Origin of the sequence: Flavihumibacter stibioxidans, from assembly GCF_014332695.1 — a bacterium.
GTDB classification, from domain to species: Bacteria; Bacteroidota; Bacteroidia; order Chitinophagales; family Chitinophagaceae; genus Flavihumibacter; species Flavihumibacter stibioxidans.
Map to the genome: position 1 here is coordinate 146,597 of NZ_MBUA01000027.1, position 18,157 is coordinate 164,753.

At 48.0% G+C, this 18,157-nt stretch carries 13 protein-coding genes; 4 read left to right on the forward strand and 9 right to left on the reverse strand.

The genetic code is table 11. The features are described from left to right. Positions 1-12: 12 nt before the first annotated feature. Genes BC349_RS14505 through BC349_RS14515 form a run of 3 tightly spaced genes read left to right on the forward strand, consistent with a single transcriptional unit; the run spans position 13 to position 5,940 of the window. Complete coding sequence (locus BC349_RS14505) at positions 13-396, forward strand: hypothetical protein (protein ID WP_187257499.1); 384 nt, start codon at positions 13-15, stop codon at positions 394-396. Between the two features lie 37 nt (positions 397-433). Next, complete coding sequence (locus BC349_RS14510) at positions 434-4,798, forward strand: CusA/CzcA family heavy metal efflux RND transporter (RefSeq protein WP_187257500.1); 4,365 nt, start codon at positions 434-436, stop codon at positions 4,796-4,798. A 5-nt stretch (positions 4,799-4,803) separates the two neighbouring features. Further along, positions 4,804-5,940, forward strand: a complete 1,137-nt coding sequence (locus BC349_RS14515; RefSeq protein ID WP_187257501.1) for an efflux RND transporter periplasmic adaptor subunit — start codon at positions 4,804-4,806, stop codon at positions 5,938-5,940. A gap of 1 nt (position 5,941) precedes the next feature. On the opposite strand, the gene BC349_RS14520 is transcribed toward BC349_RS14515, so the two are convergent. The 8 genes from BC349_RS14520 to BC349_RS14555 form a co-directional block, all read right to left on the reverse strand. Further along, positions 5,942-6,256, reverse strand: coding sequence for a cupin domain-containing protein (locus tag BC349_RS14520; protein ID WP_187257502.1), 315 nt, complete (start codon positions 6,254-6,256; stop codon positions 5,942-5,944). 10 nt (positions 6,257-6,266) lie between these two features. Then, entirely contained in the window at positions 6,267-7,460 is a 1,194-nt protein-coding gene (locus BC349_RS14525; RefSeq protein WP_187257503.1) for a hypothetical protein, read from the reverse strand. Positions 7,461-7,526: 66 nt separating this feature from the next. Continuing rightward, positions 7,527-8,393 (reverse strand): type 1 glutamine amidotransferase, encoded by an 867-nt coding sequence (locus tag BC349_RS14530; protein WP_246456967.1) that lies wholly within the window; start codon positions 8,391-8,393, stop codon positions 7,527-7,529. Positions 8,394-8,477: 84 nt separating this feature from the next. Further along, the gene (locus tag BC349_RS14535; RefSeq protein ID WP_187257504.1) at positions 8,478-10,133 is read right to left on the reverse strand and encodes an amidohydrolase; all 1,656 of its coding nucleotides are present in this window, start codon (positions 10,131-10,133) and stop codon (positions 8,478-8,480) included. A 58-nt stretch (positions 10,134-10,191) separates the two neighbouring features. Beyond that, positions 10,192-10,530 carry a hypothetical protein gene (locus tag BC349_RS14540; protein WP_187257505.1) on the reverse strand — a complete coding sequence of 113 codons (339 nt, stop codon included), beginning with the start codon at positions 10,528-10,530 and terminating at the stop codon, positions 10,192-10,194. A 43-nt stretch (positions 10,531-10,573) separates the two neighbouring features. Further along, positions 10,574-11,044, reverse strand: a complete 471-nt coding sequence (locus BC349_RS14545) for a hypothetical protein (protein ID WP_187257506.1) — start codon at positions 11,042-11,044, stop codon at positions 10,574-10,576. Continuing rightward, entirely contained in the window at positions 11,034-12,146 is a 1,113-nt protein-coding gene (locus tag BC349_RS14550; RefSeq protein WP_187257507.1) for a carboxylate-amine ligase, read from the reverse strand. Before BC349_RS14550 ends, BC349_RS14545 begins: the two co-directional genes overlap by 11 nt. 33 nt (positions 12,147-12,179) lie before the next feature. Then, complete coding sequence (locus tag BC349_RS14555; protein WP_187257508.1) at positions 12,180-13,136, reverse strand: ATP-grasp domain-containing protein; 957 nt, start codon at positions 13,134-13,136, stop codon at positions 12,180-12,182. A 96-nt stretch (positions 13,137-13,232) separates the two neighbouring features. On the opposite strand from BC349_RS14555, the gene BC349_RS14560 reads away from it, so the two are divergent. Next, entirely contained in the window at positions 13,233-14,114 is an 882-nt protein-coding gene (locus BC349_RS14560; RefSeq protein ID WP_246456968.1) for an alpha/beta hydrolase, read from the forward strand. A gap of 107 nt (positions 14,115-14,221) precedes the next feature. On the opposite strand, the gene BC349_RS14565 is transcribed toward BC349_RS14560, so the two are convergent. Continuing rightward, positions 14,222-17,416, reverse strand: a complete 3,195-nt coding sequence (locus BC349_RS14565; RefSeq protein WP_187257509.1) for a TonB-dependent receptor — start codon at positions 17,414-17,416, stop codon at positions 14,222-14,224. Positions 17,417-18,157 lie beyond the last annotated feature (741 nt).

An 18,157-nucleotide genomic window follows, 5' to 3' on the forward strand; every position in this document is an offset into this window, starting at 1 on the left:
GCCTATATTTACATGGTGAAGGCACACATCACCATATTTTTTCTCTTCCTTTTTCTGATGGGGCAAACCGAACTGCACCAGCTACTGAAGTTGCCTATCCTGGTGGAGCATTTTCGTGAGCATCGGAGATTGGATGCAGGCATAACCCTGCTGGATTTCCTGAAGGAGCACTACCAGGGACATACAGTTATGGATAACGATTACCAGCGTGATATGCAATTGCCTTTTAAGACCACCGACTGCGTAACTACTATCAGTATAGTTTGTGAAGAGCCTGTTGCCTATGAAATTGACCGGGTAATGGCCGAAGTGAAAAAGGAATTCAACCTGCATCCTGAATATTTTCCTTCCAGGCAGGCCTTGGATAACATATTCCAGCCACCGCGATTTGCATGATCCGACCGACCTTTTTTTGATCATGTAAACTTAAAATATGCTTAATAAGATTATCCGCTTTTCCATACGGAACAAGCTGATTGTTGGGCTGTTCGTAATAGCCCTGATAGGGTGGGGCACTTATAATGTTTCCCGCCTTCCTATAGATGCTCTCCCTGATATTACCAGTAACCAGGTGCAGTTGATTACGGTTACTCCCACACTGGCTGCTCCCGAAGTGGAAAGGCTGATAACATTTACCGTTGAACAAACCTGTGCCAATATCCCGGGAATTACCGAAATGAGGTCCATTTCACGTTTCGGTTTGTCAGTCGTAACCCTTGTCTTTGATGATGATACCGATATATACTGGGCCAGGCAGCAGGTAGCGGAAAAACTGAATGCCATCAAAGAGCAGATCCCTGCCGGAATGGGCCTTCCTGAGATGGCCCCTTCCACCACCGGGTTGGGTGAAATATATCAGTATATCATCAAACCGAAACCCGGATATGAACACAAATACGACCTGACCGAACTGCGTTCCATCCAGGACTGGATCATCCGCAGGCAATTGCTGGGCACCAAAGGTGTGGCCGATGTCAGCAGCTTTGGCGGAAAACTCAAGCAATATGAAGTGGCGGTTATGCCCGACAAGCTGAAAAGCATGAATACCACGGTGGCAGAACTGTTTACTGCAATGGAGCAGAACAACCAGAACTCCGGCGGCGCATATATCGAAAAGAATTCAACGGCATTGTTTATCCGCACGGAAGGACTGGCTGGCAGCATCGATGACATTAGCAATATTTTCATAAAGCATACCACGGAAGGGATTCCTGTTTACCTGCGTGATGTGGCAAGTGTTCGCATAGGTCATGCCGTTAGGTACGGTGCCATGGTCGATGCGGATAAGGGGGAAGTGGCCGGAGCCGTGGTGTTGATGCTGAAGGGCGCCAATGCTTCGGAGGTGGTAAGGGCGGTGAAAAAGAAAATGGAAGCCATCCGGCAGACACTGCCCGAAGGAGTGGAGGTACAGGTGTTCTATGATCGTACCAAAATGGTGGACAATGCCATTTCAACGGTAAAGAAAAACCTGCTGGAAGGTGCGCTGATCGTAATATTTGTACTGGTATTATTCCTGGGTAACCTGCGGGCCGGGCTCATAGTGGCTTCTGTTATCCCCCTGGCGATGTTGTTTGCCATCAGCATGATGAACCTGTTTGGGGTTTCGGGAAACCTGATGAGCCTTGGTGCCCTCGATTTCGGGTTGATAGTGGATGGCGCCGTGATCATCGTTGAAGCGGTCATGCATAAACTGTATCATTCCGGTTCCCTAGGCGGCGTAAAGAAAATTGACCAGAGCCAGATGGATGACCAGGTAGGTTCGGCAGCGGGGAAGATGATGAATGCCGCTGTCTTTGGCCAGATCGTAATCCTGATTGTTTACCTGCCCATCCTGTCACTGGTGGGTATAGAAGGCAAGATGTTCAAGCCGATGGCCCAGACAGTTGCATTTGCCCTGGTAGGTGCCTTCCTGTTATCCGTCACCTATGTTCCCATGATCACTTCCATGGTGCTGAATAAGAAACTGAAATTGCAGCATAATATTTCAGACCGGATGATGGAAAAGGTGCAGGCAATTTATAAACCTGCGCTTTCCAAAGCCCTCCAGTTTCCCAAAACAGTGGTGGGATTGTCACTGGCATTTTTTGCTTTGACTGTAGTACTGCTGACACGGCTCGGAGGTGAATTCATTCCCGAAATGGAAGAGGGTGATTTTGCTGTTGATACCCGGATGCTGGTGGGCAGTTCGCTGACCACTTCCATCCAGGCTTCCCGGCAGGGTGCCGGGCTGCTCCTGAAAAAATTCCCGGAGATCGAGAAAATTGTTACCCGGATCGGAGCCGGTGAAATCCCTACAGACCCAATGCCTATTGAAATGGGTGATATGATCATTCTGCTCAAGGATAAAAAAGAATGGACCACTGCCAATTCCTACGATGAACTGGCAAACCTGATGAGTGCTGAACTTTCGAAGATACCCGGTTTAACCGCGGGTTTCCAGTTCCCGGTGCAGATGCGTTTCAATGAATTGATTTCAGGTGCCAGGCAGGATGTGGTTTGTAAGATTTTCGGTGAGAACCTCGATACCCTTGCCAATTACGCGCATCGATTGGGAGGCCTTATCCGGAAGGTGGATGGCGCTACCGATATCTTTGTTGAATCGGTTACCGGCCTGCCACAGATAGTAATCAAATATAACCGGGAAGCGATGTCGCGCTACCGTTTACAGATCAATGATGTGAACCGCCTGGTGAGGGCGGCATTTGCAGGGGAAAGTGCCGGTCTGGTATATGAAAATGAAAGAAGGTATGACCTGGTGGTCAGACTGAGTGAGCAGGGGCGTCAGAATGTGAGTGATATCCAGCAATTGCTGGTGCCAACCCCGATGGGTACACAGGTTCCTCTGAGCCAGGTCGCTTTCATTGAAGTGAAAGACGGACCCAACCAGATTCAGCGTGAGGATGCCAAAAGAAGGATTGTGGTTGGATTTAACGTCAGGGGCCGGGATGTGGAAAGTGTTGTGGGTGAATTGCAGGCGATTGCAACCAGACAATTGAATCTTCAGCCGGGATATTATATCAACTACGGCGGACAGTTTCAAAATCTCCAGGAGGCAAAAGAGCGTTTAACCATTGCCGTTCCGGTTGCACTGCTGCTGATTTTTATGATGCTTTATTTTTCATTCGGGTCCCTTAAATACGGCTTGCTGATCATTTCTGCCATTCCCCTCTCTGCCATAGGCGGTGTGTTGGCGCTCACCCTGCGGGGAATGCCTTTCAGCATTTCTGCAGGTATTGGTTTCATTGCCCTTTTCGGGGTGGCTGTTCTGAACGGCATCGTATTACTGGCCGAATTCAATCGCATGAAAAAAGAAGGAAGGAAAGATATCAATAACATAGTTATGGAAGGAACTGCGCTTCGTTTACGACCGGTACTGATGACCGCAGCAGTGGCTTCACTTGGCTTCCTGCCAATGGCCCTCAGTCATGGTCCTGGTGCTGAGGTCCAGCGCCCACTGGCCACCGTAGTCATCGGCGGCCTGATGACAGCAACTTTGCTGACCCTGGTGGTACTCCCGGTTTTGTTTGTCTGGATTGAGAAAAAGAGGAAAAGGCCAGGGCATAAGCCTGCTGTGATTGCCGGGATCCTGGTTCTGCTTTCAGTTACTAACGTTCATGCACAAATGAAAAATGAACAACTGGTTACCCTTGATTCATTATTGTCAATGGCTGCCGGCAATAACCTGGGTATCCAGGCTGGCAAAAAGCAGGCAGATTACTGGAAAACGCTTGCAACGGGAACAGTTGAATTGCCTAAAACCCAGGTGGGACTTGAGTACGGTAACGTGAACAGTTTTCATACGGACAGTAAATTATCCCTTTCCCAGGGATTTTACCTCCCTGTTGTGTACCGCAGTCAGCGATCATTTTACGAGAGCCATCGCTCCTCACAGGAAAAACTGGTTTCAGTTCAGTTGAACGAGTTGAATCGCGAAATCAGGACCCTGTTTTACCAGTTGGTGGACCTTCGTGAAAGGGAATACCTGTTGAAGTCGCTGGATAGTGTTTACAGCAGGTTTAGCCAGGCCGCGACCCTGAGGTTGCAGGCCGGGGAATCAAACCAGCTGGAGAAAACCACGGCTGATGCGCAAATGGAACAGCTGCAATTGCAGATAGGTCAGCTGAATTATGATCGAAATGCAGTACAGCAGCGCCTCGCTTCATTGGTGAACCGGCAGGTAAGTTTTCTTCCCGATTATAGCAGGCCGCGCTTTTCACTTACGGATTCACTTTCGCCGGTGGAGCAGCACCCGCTGGTACAGTACCAGCTTCAGCAGGCTGCCATCGCGAAAGCCGGCGGTGCGGTAGACAAAGCACAATTAAATCCTGAATTTTCACTGGGGTATATCAACCAGTCTTTCAAAGGGTATCAAAGCAAGGATGGCATCAGCCAACAGTTTTATGGTAGCGGCGACAGGTTTCATTCGGTGAATCTTACCATGGGAATCCCACTGTTTATGAAAGCGACACGCACTCGGGTAAAGGCGGCGGCGGTACAGGCCGAAGCTGCCTCCATGCAGGCTGAGGCCACAAGCCAGACGCTCGAATGCCGGCGTGCTTCATTGCTGGCGGAGCAACAGAAACTAACGGCCCAGCTCAGTTATTTCGAATCTACCGGCAGGCAACATGCGCTGGCCCTTGAAAGCCAGGCCAGGATGGCTTTTACCAATGGTGAAATTGATTACCTGCAATGGACGCAGTTAATGAACCAGTCGGTATCCATCCGCTTGAATTACCTGGAGGCATTGCGGATGTTCAACCAGAATTTAATAGAACTTGAATTTATCAATGGAAAATGAATCAAATGAAAAACTTCTTAATTATAGCAGGTATAATATCAGCATTTGCATCCTGCACTTCGGGTACAGAAACCAAAGAGGAGGCGGCAACAGAACAACCTGCCGCCGAATCGGTTCAAATGACAAAAGACCAGCTGACCAGTGCCGGAATCGAAACCGGGAAGCCGACTATTGCTGATATAAGCAAAGAATTGCAGGTTAATGGGGTGGTAGATGTACCACCGCAAAATATTGTATCAGTAAGTTTTCCACTTGGCGGATACCTGAAATCAACCAAGCTTTTACCCGGCATGCATGTGTCGAAGGGGGAAGTGATTGGTGTAATTGAAGACCAGTCGCTGGTCCAGTTGCAACAGGACTATCTGATTGCCCAGTCCAAACTGGTTTATCTGCAGCAGGAATATGACCGTCAGCAATTACTGAGCGAGAATAAAGTGAGCGCTGAAAAAGTTTTCCAGCAGGTGAAATCCGATTTTCAGTCACAGCAGGTACTGCTGAAAGGTTTTGCCGAGAAATTGATGCTGATAGGTATCAATCCTGCAAACCTGAACGATAAAAACCTTTCCCGTTCAGTTGCGGTCCGTTCCCCTATTAACGGATACGTGTCAAAAGTCAATGTCAACATTGGCAAGTATGTCAATCCGACGGATGTATTGTTTGAGCTGATCAATCCGGATGACATGCATGCAGCCTTAACCGTCTTTGAAAAGGATATCAACAAAGTTAGAATAGGGCAGAAGGTGGAAATGAAATTTGTGGATGACCCTTCCAAAATGTATGAGGGGGATGTGCTCATCTTCACCCGGAATGTGGATGAGAACCGGAGTGGTGTGGTGCATTGTCATTTTGATAAGATGCCGAAAAACCTGATGCCGGGCATGTTCCTGAGTGCAATAATTAAATTGGATAAAGCCAGTGCAGTAACGGTGCCGGATGAAGCGATCGTGCGATACGGCGGAAAACAATATGTATTTGAGGCAATTGGTGACAACCAGTTCGGGATGGTGGAAGTTGAAGTGGATACAGCTGCCAACGGCCTGCTGGCAATCAGCAGTAAATCTGTGGATCTTGCCGCCAAGCAGCTTGTCCTGAAAAACGCCTATGCCGTTTTAGGAAAGATGAAAAATACAGCAGAAGAATAATTCAACGATAGGCTTCGCGTACAGGTGCCCAGGTATCAATTACCCTGCAGTCCGTCAATGCTATGGCGCTGTGAGGTACATTGGACTTGATCACCTGTACGTTTCCTGCCCTGAATATGGTGGTAACACCCCCGATGGTCATTTCCAATTCCCCCTCAAGAATATAAGTGATCTGCTCATTTTCATGATGGTGTTCCGGCAGTATACTGCCTTTTTTGATATCCCATACGGCCAGGGTGCTCTTGTCGCCATGCAGGAATTTTCCGAATAATCCGGGTACCACTTCTTTGGTTGGTATATCGTTTAGGTGTTGCATATCTGTAAAATTAATGTTCAAAGAAACAAACGCTTCCGCCAACCCATTCCTTATCCTTATTATACCGGACTCCAATCATTTTACCCTTGCTGAGCCTTGCCAGGTTGATGGCTGGTCTTGGCCTGTCCCATCCATCTTTCCAGATATACATGATCCGGATCTCCGCCTTGGCCGGGATGTCAGGGGTGGGAATTACGTCAGCGTACCTGACTTTCTTTTGAAGGATCCAGTTTTCAGGATCTTTTATGCTTTCAATGTCGGCAATCGTAACATCTATTACCACACCCTGTCCCGCAAAGGAAAACAATGGTTTCAGCACATAATTCTCCAGGTCGGCGGGCACCTGTTTTAATTCATTCAGGAAATAAGTAGCCGGAACATAGGGGTGCCGGATATAAGGAAGTGTGTACTTGCTGATGCGGTAAAACCAATTGGGATGCGGTATCCATTCCACATCCAGTTCCTGGGTAATATCTACATAGGATCCAAGCGATGCATGCTGGTTATGAAGATCATCAAATATAACACGGTTGTATATGCGCTTGATACGGACTTTTTTATCGTCTTTGAGATAATAGAGGGCTTTACCTTCCTGCAATAGTTCGGTTATGCATACAGGCTGGATGCCGGTGTAATCCCGGGTGCAGTAAAAATCGATTTTCGTTTTTTGTTCGTGGGGCTTTATCTCCAGCAGGATCACTTCTTCGGGACTGTAAGGTCCGAGAAGCAGGTCCTTCAGGTCCGACAGGTATGATTCCCTGTTGTATCCTCCCAGGAATTGTGAATAATTGGCGGGGATGTCAAAATGTTTACGCAGTATGTCTGGGTACATCACCTGGAACCCAAAAAGTGTAGGGAATCCCTGCATTTCTATGAGTTGGGGTTCCAGTTCATTTGCGGCATTGATGCAGATGCCGAAATCAAATGCGATCATATGGGGGAAGGCATTTTCCTGTGGTACATTTTCACCGGCTGGAATACTGCGGTCGGTCATTGCCTTGAAGGATTCGTCTGTAATGACATCCACAATTGTTTCACAGGCATCGATCAGTTTGAACTGGAATTGTTTGTCAATAAAGACCGGTGTCTCAGCAACCCTGAACTCGATGGCACCGGGATGCGGGGTGTTCAGGTCCCTCAGGAAATCATTATAACGCTCTTTTGTGAAGCTTTTGTTGTATTGCTCTCTTAATCCGGGAACCATATGGCTGGCTTTGGATTGAAGATAGGTGAAAAGGCGAAAAGGTCAAAAGGGGAATGGGTGAAAAAACTACCGGGCAAACGCCGGTCCTTTTACCTGAAGATTTTTAATTGCCTCTGCAAGGAAATTGGGCAATACATGGGAATAGGTCCATAAAATCTTATCGGGGTCATTGAGATGACCGATCATGCTTTCCCATTTTTCGAAACCGTAACTGTTAATGACAGTCTGCTTTTTGTCTTCCCTTTGCAGGTACATACTCATGCCTGTGGCATCGGCTTCCGGGTGAAACTGTGTTCCCACCATATAATCGTTGAAACGGATGGCCATCATCGCCCTTTCAAATGGAACATGGGGTCTTTCCTTTTCAATGGCCAGGATTTTTGCACCCATTTTTTTGATCAGGACATGATCGGGCTGGATTACCTGGTAGTCGCGGCTGTCAACCGCATAAAATGGATCCTTGAGATCCTGGAAAATCGGCTCGGCCTGCGAGCCGGGCAACATATGAACCGGAAAAACGCCAAAGGCCGTGGATTTTCTTTTTGCTACGGTGCCGACTTTATAGTGCCGGCAGGCCAGTTGATAAGAATGGCAGATAAACAACACGAATTTCTTGCGGGCATTGGCTGCATCGCGGTTGTAGGCTTCCAGCCGGTTCAGCCAGCTGAAATAGACTTGTTCCCATTCGCTGCCTTCGCTCTCCAGCGGCGAGCCCGGACCCCCACTTGAAATATAGATGTCGTAATCTGTTCCCGGAACCTGTTTTTTCACCCTGACGTCAAACTCATCCCATTCCAGGTGGATGTGATGCGCGTCGGCGTATTGGTTCAGTATCTCCCTGATGCAACGCATACCCTGGTTTTCCACCCCTTCATAGAGGTCGAGGATTGCTACCCTTATCTTTCCCGGATCAGATGCCATAGCTGCAAACATACAGAATTCTGCATTTTTTACCGGCCGGTGAGCCCTTCACCCGTCGGGTGCCACCCGACGGGTGAAGGGCTCACCGGGTGAAAATTATCTTTTATAGACAGATTCTCCGCCAATCCAGGTTGCCAGTACGCGTGTATTGAGAATGTCGCCTGGGGCAACTTTCATCAGGTCCCGGTCCAGCATAATAAAATCGGCCAGCTTGCCTTTTTCCAGGCTTCCCTTTTCATCTTCCTCGAAATTGCTTTTTGCCGCCCAGATTGTCATCCCTCTCAAGGTATTTTCGCGACTGAGTGCGTTTTCCACCTGGTACCCGTTTTCCGGGTAGCCTTTGGCATCCTTACGAATGGCTGAGGCCAGGAAGGTTTTAAACGGGGAGATGTCTTCCACCGGGAAATCGGTTCCAAGCGCGATCCAGCCATTCTGTTTCATCAGGTCGTTGAAGGCATACGCCCCTTTTTCCCTTTCCTTTCCCAGGCGTTCCCCTGCCCAGTACATATCGGATGTGGCATGGGTAGGTTGTACGGAGGGTATTACACTGTTTTCACCGAACAACTTAAAGTCTGCCGCATTCACAACCTGTGCATGTTCAATGCGCCAGCGAAGGTCGTTTTTGCCTTTAAGGTATTTGGCATATGTGTGCAGGATGGTCCGGTTGCCGCTGTCACCAATGGCATGGGTACACATCTGGAATTGCTTTTCTATAAGCAGGGCTGCCACCGAATCGAAATGTTCCGGATTACTTAACAGAAAGCCGGTCTGGCCAGGTTTGTCAGAATAGGGTTCCAGCAGGCAGGCTCCCCTTGAACCAAGTGCTCCATCTGCATAAACTTTAAAAGCACGGACATTCAACCTGTCGGTTTTGATTTTTCCCCGGGAGAAAATGTAGTCATAATTCTTTTTAGCATCACTGAGCATGGCAAAGACACGCATTTTCAGGTCACCGGCTTTCTGGATACTATCAATGAATATTACTTCTTCATAATCGAGACCGCAATCATCCACTGTGGTCAGTCCCATTGCCACACAGTTGGCCTGGGCATCCAGCAGGGCGGCCTTCATTTGTGCGGCATCAGGCGCGGGGATTTTTGCCGAAACCAGGCCGATGGCATTGTCGATCAGGATGCCGGTCAGTTTGCCCTTTACCACTTCAATATCTCCACCGGTTAATTTATCACCGGGTTTGATGCCAGCCAATTCCAAAGCTTTGTTATTGGCGATGGCTGCGTGGCCGTCGACCCTGCTCAGGAGAACAGGGCGGTTTGGAAATAGTCTGTTCAGATCGGCATTGCCGGGGTATTCTTTTACAGACCAGTCATTCTGGTCCCAGCCACGTCCGATCAGCCAGCCTTCGGGGTGGGTTGCTGCGAAACTTTGGAGTGAATCCAGGATGGCATTCCAACTATCCGTGCCTACCAGGTCGGCTGTCTGGAGGCCTAAACCATAACTATAAAAATGTGCATGGGCATCAATAAAGCCCGGGTAGATAAATTTTCCCCCGGCATCAATGGTTTCTTTTCCTTTATAGGCTGCCTGGATCTCAGCGTTGCTGCCGATAGCCAGGATTTTACCGTCTTTAATGGCCATGGCCTGCGCCATACTGAAACTGCTGTCCACCGTGTATATGACCGCATTTTGAACAAGAAGGTCTGCTTCGGATGGGTTGGTACAAGCGGTAAATAAACCGGAAACCAGGATCAGGAGGGCGGGAAGCAATGTCCTGCCGGGGCTACTAATATGCATGATGTGGAGCTTGTTTGGTAACAACGAAAATAGTGGAAACCGGGAAAAGGAGATCAGCTTATAACACAATCCCGAAAACGGTATCGACCACCAGGCTGAGCAGGCCGTTGCGGAATTGTTCGATCCGGATTACCGACAACCCCGCCTGTTTCAATGCCACCATCTGGGCCAGGTCTTTCTGGCTCAGGACCAGCCATTCAAAATCCTGGGTAGTAAGCTTTTTTTCTGCCAGCAGGATGGTCCAGCGTTTCAGGTTTTCCTTTGTATCCTCCAGGAATTTCCTGCCGTCTTTAACTGCCTGTTTGGTATAATGTTTTACAAACAATTTAGCCAGGTCTTCCACCTGTTGTTTGATGGTCTTGAAGATATGTTCGAAGTTAACCGCTGCTGCTGCCATGGGTATATTTTAGGTTTGGTTCAGGCTGCTTTCCGGGCCGGTGCTATTGCTGTAATTCTTTTGGGGTAATCTTTCCGCTTTCCAGTTCGGCCAATTGGTCAAATGCTTTGCCTATCTGGATCCTGGCCTCATCAATAAATGGTTCACCAAGTGTGCTTTTTTCTTTCCATCTTTTCAGAAAGCCGCCAAGCAGATTCTTTTCAGGGTCCCTGAGCAGGTTCCACATGCTGATCCTGATGCCGTTTTTCCTCCGGTGCAGTTCGTATTCATACAGCTTGTCCAGCTGATCATTCAGTTTCTCAACTGCTTCCTGTTGCGATTCGAAGGGTTTGGCGGCCTTGTCCATCAGTTTGAGCGCATCCACTTTTAAGGAAGTTGATTCCTTGTAAACAAACTGGTCGTAGGGGGCAGTCAGTGCGCAACTGTACAGGCCTGCTGCCAGCAGGATATACAGCCAGAACAGCTTGAATGTGCACCTGCGTTTATGGGTTATCGTTACAAGGTTATATTCCATACAAAAACTGGTCTTTAATATAGTCTACCACTGCGATCATACTGTTGGTTTCCTGGTAAACCTTCATCTGTCTGTCGGCACCCGTTCCCGAATCGAGCAGGTTGGGTACCAGCGCCAGGATATGCCGGCTTCCCAGTTCGTCCACCACATCGTCCACAAAATCGAGCAGCTCATATATGAGTACGCGTGTATTGACTTCTTCCTCTTTCCCAAAGTCAATGAGGCGGCCGTCAATACCGTACCGGCTGGCACGCCATTTATTTTCGTTTATTAATGCCCGTGAGTACTGGATGTAGTTCATGTTATTGGTGCGGAGCTTGTATATCTTGGCGCAGATTGCCTGGAACAGCGCAGCAATAATAACGGTTTCGTGTGCCGTCATGGGCACATCGCAGATCCTGAACTCTACGGTGTTGAAGAAAGGATGCACACGAAGGTCCCACCAGATTTTTTTCGCGTTGTCAATGCAGTTGGTTTTCACCAGCATCTTGATAAAATTGTCATAATCCTCGATGGTGGCGAAATATTCGGGTATGCCTGTACGCGGAAACTTGTCAAAAACCTTGGTACGGAAAGATTTGTATCCGGTCAGGCGACCTTCCCAGAAGGGGGAGTTGGTGCTGAGTGCGTAGATATGCGGAAGGAAATAGCGGGTGCTGTTGGCGATGTGATTGGCCATTTCCCGGCTTTCCATACCTACGTGTACGTGCAGTCCGAAAATGAGGTTGCTTCGGGCTGCCTCCTGCAGTTCGTTGACGATCTCACTGTAACGGATATGATCGGTAATCAGTTGTCTTTCCCAATGGCTGAATGGGTGGGTGCCGGAAGCGCCCATGGCAAATCCCAGTTCACCGGCAACGGATGCTATGGTTTTGCGAAGTGTGCCGATATCATTCAGGGCCTCATCGATGTCTTTGCATATATCGGTGCCGACTTCTACAACGGCCTGGTGCATTTCTGCCTTTACCTTGTCTTTGATGATCTTTTGTCCCTCCAGAACAATCCTTTGTTCATGGCTTTTTAATTCGCGGGTCTGTGGATCAATCACCATGTATTCTTCTTCAATGCCAAGGGTAAACTGCTGGTAATTGATGGAACTCATATGGTCAATCGTGAATGGTGAATGGTGAATGGGTTAGGGGATCAAGGGGGTTTTTGCTGCACTGCGTTTGATGTATTCACCCCAGGTCAGGTTGTCGGCACCGGGCTTATGGGCCAGGGCTTTTTCAATAGCGAAATTAGCCGCAGTCTCCACAACCCAGGCGAAATTATCTTCCCCAACGCTCTTTATCTCAGCATCCGGTGCGGGGTTGCAGAAGTCGATGGCATAGGGCACTCCATCCCTTACGGCCAGTTCCACCGTATTAAAATCATAACCGAGGTAATGGTTGATGCGCAATACGATTTCTTCCATTTGTTGCAGCCGCTCTGCACTGGGGGCAAAGTCTGCCTGGTAGCGCAGGTGATGCGGGTTGCGTGGCTCGTATGGCATAATGCGTACATATTTGCCGCCGATGCAATAACAACGGTAGTATTCTTCGAAAACGATCTCTTCCTGCAGCAACATGACGAGCTCGCCGGTTTCATTGTGCTTGTCAAAAAAGTCATCCATGCTCACTAATTTGTACACATTTTTCCAGCCCCCGCCTGCAAATGGTTTCATATATGCGGGAAAGCCTACATAATTGAAAATGCCTTCCCAGTCGAGCGGGTAGGTCAGGTTACTGAATGACTGGTCTGAGGTATCAGCCGGCAGGTCGCGGGAGGGGAGTATCACTGTTTTCGGAACGGGTACCCCGATCTTGGTAGCCAGGCAATTGTTGAAGAATTTTTCATCAGCACTCCACCAGAAGGGGTTATTGATGACAGCCGTACCGCAAAGTGCAGCATTTTTCAGGAAGGCCCGGTAAAAGGGGACATCCTGGGATATCCTGTCCAGAATAACGGCATAATCCGTTGCCTCACCCTGCATTACCTTGTCGATCCTGACAGGTTCCGCCACTATGCCTTCGATATTTTTACTGTTGACCCTTTCGATAAAAGCCATGGGAAAACTTCTTTCCTGGCCGAAAAGTATGCCGATCTTTTTCATAAGTGATGCCGCCGTTTAATGGTTACTAACTGTATTCAATATACTATTATTTGGCGATCATAGGATGATATATGGAGGAAATCATTCTGCTGATTTTTGAAAGAATTCCTGTATTTTCATCGCTATAACATTTTTGGGAGTAAAGACATGAGTGACCTGATCTGCCTTGAGAAAATACACAATATAAACATCTCCAGCCTCGAAATAGTTTCATCCCGCCTTGGCCGGACCGTTAAGGCAGATGCCTTTGTCCCTGCGGGATTGCAGCCCGGCGATCTGCCGGCACTGTTGCTGATCAACGATGGCCAGGATATGGAAAAATTGGGCTTGAGCAGTATCCTGGCTGATTTTTTTTCAGCACAGGACTCCCGTCCGCTGGTATGCCTTGCCATTCATGCCGGCGCTGACCGAAAAATGGAATACGGTACGGCCGGCGTTCCTGACTATATGGGCAGGGGTAATAAGGCCGGCGACTATACCCTTTTTATTTTCGAGGAATTATTACCTTCCATCAGGAAACAACTGGGCATTCCCAGGTTCAGTGAAAAACTTTTTGCCGGGTTTTCTTTGGGCGGACTGAGTGCTATGGATATCGTGTGGGCGCATCCGCATGAATTTACCCGGGTGGGGGTGTTCTCTGGGTCACTCTGGTGGCGGACCATTGACCAGGATGATCCTGCTTATGACGATGACAAACACCGGATCATGCACGACCTGGTCCGTAAAGGGAATTATGCCCCCTGGCTGAAATTCTTTTTCATGACCGGCACACAGGATGAAACCAATGACCGTAATAATAATGGTATCATCGATTCCATTGATGACACCCTCGGACTGATGGCTGAACTTGAGCGAAAGGGCTATGACCGCCAGCACGACATGCACTACCTGGAACTGGCAGATGGCCGCCATGATGTGGATACCTGGGCAAGGGCTATGCCGGCTTTCCTGGCCTGGGCGCTGGGGAAAGGTGAATAGGGGAATGGGTGAATGGGTGAATGGGTGAATGGGTGATAAAGTAATCAACAATTGAAATAGAAAAAGCCACTCATTTGAGTGGCTTTTTCTATTATTATATTATTCCGTTAGAAGTTGAAACGGAGTCCGATCTGGCTGGTCCAGCGACTGCTGTTGAAAGCACCATCACTAACAGTGTAAGGCTTTCCATCGGAAGGCTGGGTAAAGCGGAAGGTAGGTGTAAGGTCTGTGGCACTTACATAACCTGCAAAATCCAGGATCCTGTAGTTGTCGTTGGTAGCCCAGAACTGACGGCCCCACTCACGGTTCAGCATATTCGTAAAGTTGAATACATCGTAAGTGATCTGGAACTGGTAGTTCTTGCGTGCAATCCGGATATTGAAGTCCTGCTGAATCTTCAGGTCAACAACATGGGTGAAAGGAAGACGGGCACCATTCCTTTCAGCATACTGACCACGACGATTTTTCAGATGGTCATCCTTTTCAATGAAGGTATTGAACAGGTCCCACTGCTGGGCAGGAGTAAGTGCTCCGTTCTGTACGAACCTGATCTCATTGCTGTTACGGGGAACATAGATCAGGTCATTGTCTTCATTGTTATCAAAATCACGAACCATACCGCGGCCCATTACATAACTAAACGGAGATCCGCTCTGGCCATTATACACAAGTGAGAAAGTGGTTGCCAGGAACTTGTTGGCATAAGTGATCTTCTTGGCAACGTAAGCGTTGATACGATGTGCAATATCGAAGTCGCTGGTACTGCGGGGCATATAGTTACGACCGTTTACAGTTTCCATATACCTCCACTGGGAGCTGTTTTGGGAGCTGGTACCTTCATTCATCACCACGGAGTTGCCGTAAGTGTAGTTGGCATTGAAGGCAAATCCGTTTCTCCAGGCTTTGTCAATGGTAAAGGTGAAGTTGTAGGCAAATCCTTTCTTGTCGTCGTTGTTATACAGCAGAAAAACACCGGTATAGGGGTTGCTGCCGTCGGCGCGCATCGGGATGTTTTTGGGGAAACTTCCACTGAGATCGTACACATTACGAACATCAGCCCCGACAGATTTTAGAGTAGGAGGAAGGATATTAACCTGCTTGTAGGCGATCTCGTTGATGTTTTTCGTGAATACACCTTCCACTGAAAGCTTCCAGCCATTGTTCAGGTTCTTGTCAACACCTAATGAGGTACGGAACACCTTATTCAGACGGAAATCTTTTGAAATCAGGTTTACCTCACCTGATGGCAGCCTTGCACTCAGTCCGAAGTCCTGCAGGTTATACTGACCGTACGGGTCAGGACGGAACTCTACGTTGGAGCGGTTCAGACCTGCAATGCTTACACCGTTCTGGTTGTAAACACCACCAGGCCATACGAGGGGTACACGACCGGTAAAAGTACCGAAACCGCCACGGATGGTGATACCTTCGTCTTCGATCTTATAGGTGAAACCAATGCGGGGGTTGATTGACCACTTTGGATCAGTCATCTGGCCACTTTTGGCGCCACGCAGGTCATAGTACTGGCTGATGGCTGCAGCTGCGGTATCGTTGAAGAACCTGTCGGTACGGGGATCATCCAGGTAAATGGTATTGTCTGCGCGGAGACCGAGGTTCAGGGTGAAATTATCAGTTACCTTGATCTCGTCGTTTACGAAGAAGCCCAAACGAAGCGCCTTGAATTTGGCTGCAGCATTCACGCTTTCATCGCCGGTTACACCCGGATCAACCAGGGAGTAGGAACGGTTATAGGTTGAAGCAACCCCGCCATCCAGGAATGTCTGCAGGTTGGGGAATACATATGATCCATAGTTCTGGCGGATAAAGATATTATAGGAGTCGCTGAACTCATTATCCGTACCCAGTGAAATGGTATGCTTTCCTTTATAGATTTTAAATACATCAAACAGTGCGATGTTCTTTTGCTTCAGTTGGTTACCGGTAGAGAATTCTTCTGTACCGAATACCAGTCTTCCGCTACCGTCAGTGATGCTAACACGGGGGAAAGCGCCGCCCAGGGGACCACGGTCATCCACCACATTGGTGAAGGTGAGCAACAACTTGTTGTTTGTCCTGTTCGAGAAACGGCTGTTCAGCTCCAAAGAACCAGAATTGGTTTTGTTGGGCATTACATAACCATTGTTGTAAAAGTTAATGGTCTGCACTGCACTGCGGCTAACGTTGTTTCGCTCTGCGTTGTTGTAACGGTAGCTGAGGCTGAGCTTGTGCTTGGTGCTGATATTCCAGTCGATTTTAGCAGCAACCCTGTCGGCATTCAGCTTTTCAGCGTTGTCAAGGTATCCGCCGGCATCGTAACTGTATTTGCTCTTTAAAACAGAAACCAGGTTGTCGATATCTGCCTTGCTGGATGTGCCTCTGTAGGTGGAAATATCAAAAGGCTGCGGAGTTTCATCACGCTGCATGTCTATGTTGAAGAAATAGAAGAGCTTGTTTTTGATGATCGGGCCACCCACACGGAAACCATAGGTTTTTTTGGTGAAATCACTCAGTTTTGTCCTTTTGTCTTTGTCACCTGAAGGTGTCATACCACTCAGGTTCTGGTTCCGGAAAAAGTAATAGAGACTTCCCTGGAATTCATTGGTACCACTACGTGTAATGGCATTGATACCACCACCTGTAAAGTTACCAAGAGAAGCATCATAGGGCGAAACCACTACCTGGAACTGATCGATCGCATCAATGGAAATCGGAGAAGATCCTGTTTGACCACCGTTGGTTCCACTGGCAGCCAGACCAAATACGTCGTTGTTCACTGCACCATCAATATAGAAGGAGTTATACCGGTTGTTCTGACCGGCAATCGCAACACCACCATCACCGGTGATCTTGGCCTGGGGTACAAAACGCAGGAAATCTGAGATATTACGACCAACCGTTGGCAGGTTAGCCATCTTGTCACGGCCTACAGAAGTTTCTGTGCCGCCTTTTCCGGTTTCCCGGGCACGTGCCCTTCCGGAAACAACGACCTCTGTCAATTGCTCCTGGGTGTCTTTCAGGCTGAAATTCTGTTTTTCAGTTTCACCAAGATCTACAAAAATGTCTTCCCTGGTAGAAGATTGAAAGCCTACAAAAGAAACCTGTATGCGATAAGGACCACCTGGGTTGATGTTGGCCAGGTCATAACGGCCTCCGGAACGGGTTACAGCTGTATAAACTGATCCGGTTGGTACATGGGTCACGGTTACCGTAGCGCCTACAAGAGGCTCTCCTGAATTGGTTTTAACCAATCCACTCATGCTACTGGTAGTAACCTGAGCCGTTGTGCTGATCGCGAATGCCATAAAAAGGCATACTAATCGTACAATTCTCTTCAAAAGCATAATGTGTATGTTTTACAAATTTGGTGCAAAGAAAGGCAATAATCCACGAAAACCATTATGACAATATTAACAAATTATAATGCTGCACCAGATTAATGTTTAGCCGTTAAAACTACCCATTTACCATGATAAGTTGATTGCTGGCGGATTTGCAGTATACAGATGTCTGACATCTTAAATGGTGTCTGACTTCTTGAATAGTGTCTGACATCTTGAATGCGGCCGAATTGTCTGAGATACCGAATCGAAGGATCTACTGCTTCAGAATGCAAGTCGCTTCGCCTGGTAAATGGTAATACTCCTTGTATGCGGCAATGCTCATAATAAATAGAGGTACTCATGATAAATGGTAGTACTCATCATAAATGACCATACTCCGGGTAAAAGGCATTGCCTCGGATATAAGACCGTACTTCTGTGTAAGACCATATCCCTGTAAAAGGCATTATCCCGGATATATGCCCCTACTTCTGTATAAGATCGCATCCCTGTATAAGACCGCATCCCTGTATAAGACGGTACCCCTTGTAAATGTTCATATCCCTCTTAAAAGACAGTACCCAAAAAAATACCGAATACCTGGTAAAATACCGAATCCCTGGTAAAAGACTGTACCCCAGAAAAAGGCAGTCTCCCTTGTATAAGACAGGCCACCGGATGTAAGACAATACCCAGGCTGCAAGATAGCCTGCCTGGCAACAG

Coding starts and splice junctions, on each gene's coding strand:
- BC349_RS14505 (WP_187257499.1), top strand. CDS start 13: ATGGTGAAGGCACACATCACCATATTTTTTCTCTTCCTTTTTCTGATG.
- BC349_RS14530 (WP_246456967.1), bottom strand. CDS start 8,393: ATGTTTGCAGCTATGGCATCTGATCCGGGAAAGATAAGGGTAGCAATC.
- BC349_RS14550 (WP_187257507.1), bottom strand. CDS start 12,146: ATGAGTTCCATCAATTACCAGCAGTTTACCCTTGGCATTGAAGAAGAA.
- BC349_RS14565 (WP_187257509.1), bottom strand. CDS start 17,416: ATGGCATTCGCGATCAGCACAACGGCTCAGGTTACTACCAGTAGCATG.
- BC349_RS14535 (WP_187257504.1), bottom strand. CDS start 10,133: ATGCATATTAGTAGCCCCGGCAGGACATTGCTTCCCGCCCTCCTGATC.
- BC349_RS14555 (WP_187257508.1), bottom strand. CDS start 13,136: ATGAAAAAGATCGGCATACTTTTCGGCCAGGAAAGAAGTTTTCCCATG.
- BC349_RS14540 (WP_187257505.1), bottom strand. CDS start 10,530: ATGGCAGCAGCAGCGGTTAACTTCGAACATATCTTCAAGACCATCAAA.
- BC349_RS14520 (WP_187257502.1), bottom strand. CDS start 6,256: ATGCAACACCTAAACGATATACCAACCAAAGAAGTGGTACCCGGATTA.
- BC349_RS14525 (WP_187257503.1), bottom strand. CDS start 7,460: ATGGTTCCCGGATTAAGAGAGCAATACAACAAAAGCTTCACAAAAGAG.
- BC349_RS14510 (WP_187257500.1), top strand. CDS start 434: ATGCTTAATAAGATTATCCGCTTTTCCATACGGAACAAGCTGATTGTT.
- BC349_RS14515 (WP_187257501.1), top strand. CDS start 4,804: ATGAAAAACTTCTTAATTATAGCAGGTATAATATCAGCATTTGCATCC.
- BC349_RS14545 (WP_187257506.1), bottom strand. CDS start 11,044: ATGGAATATAACCTTGTAACGATAACCCATAAACGCAGGTGCACATTC.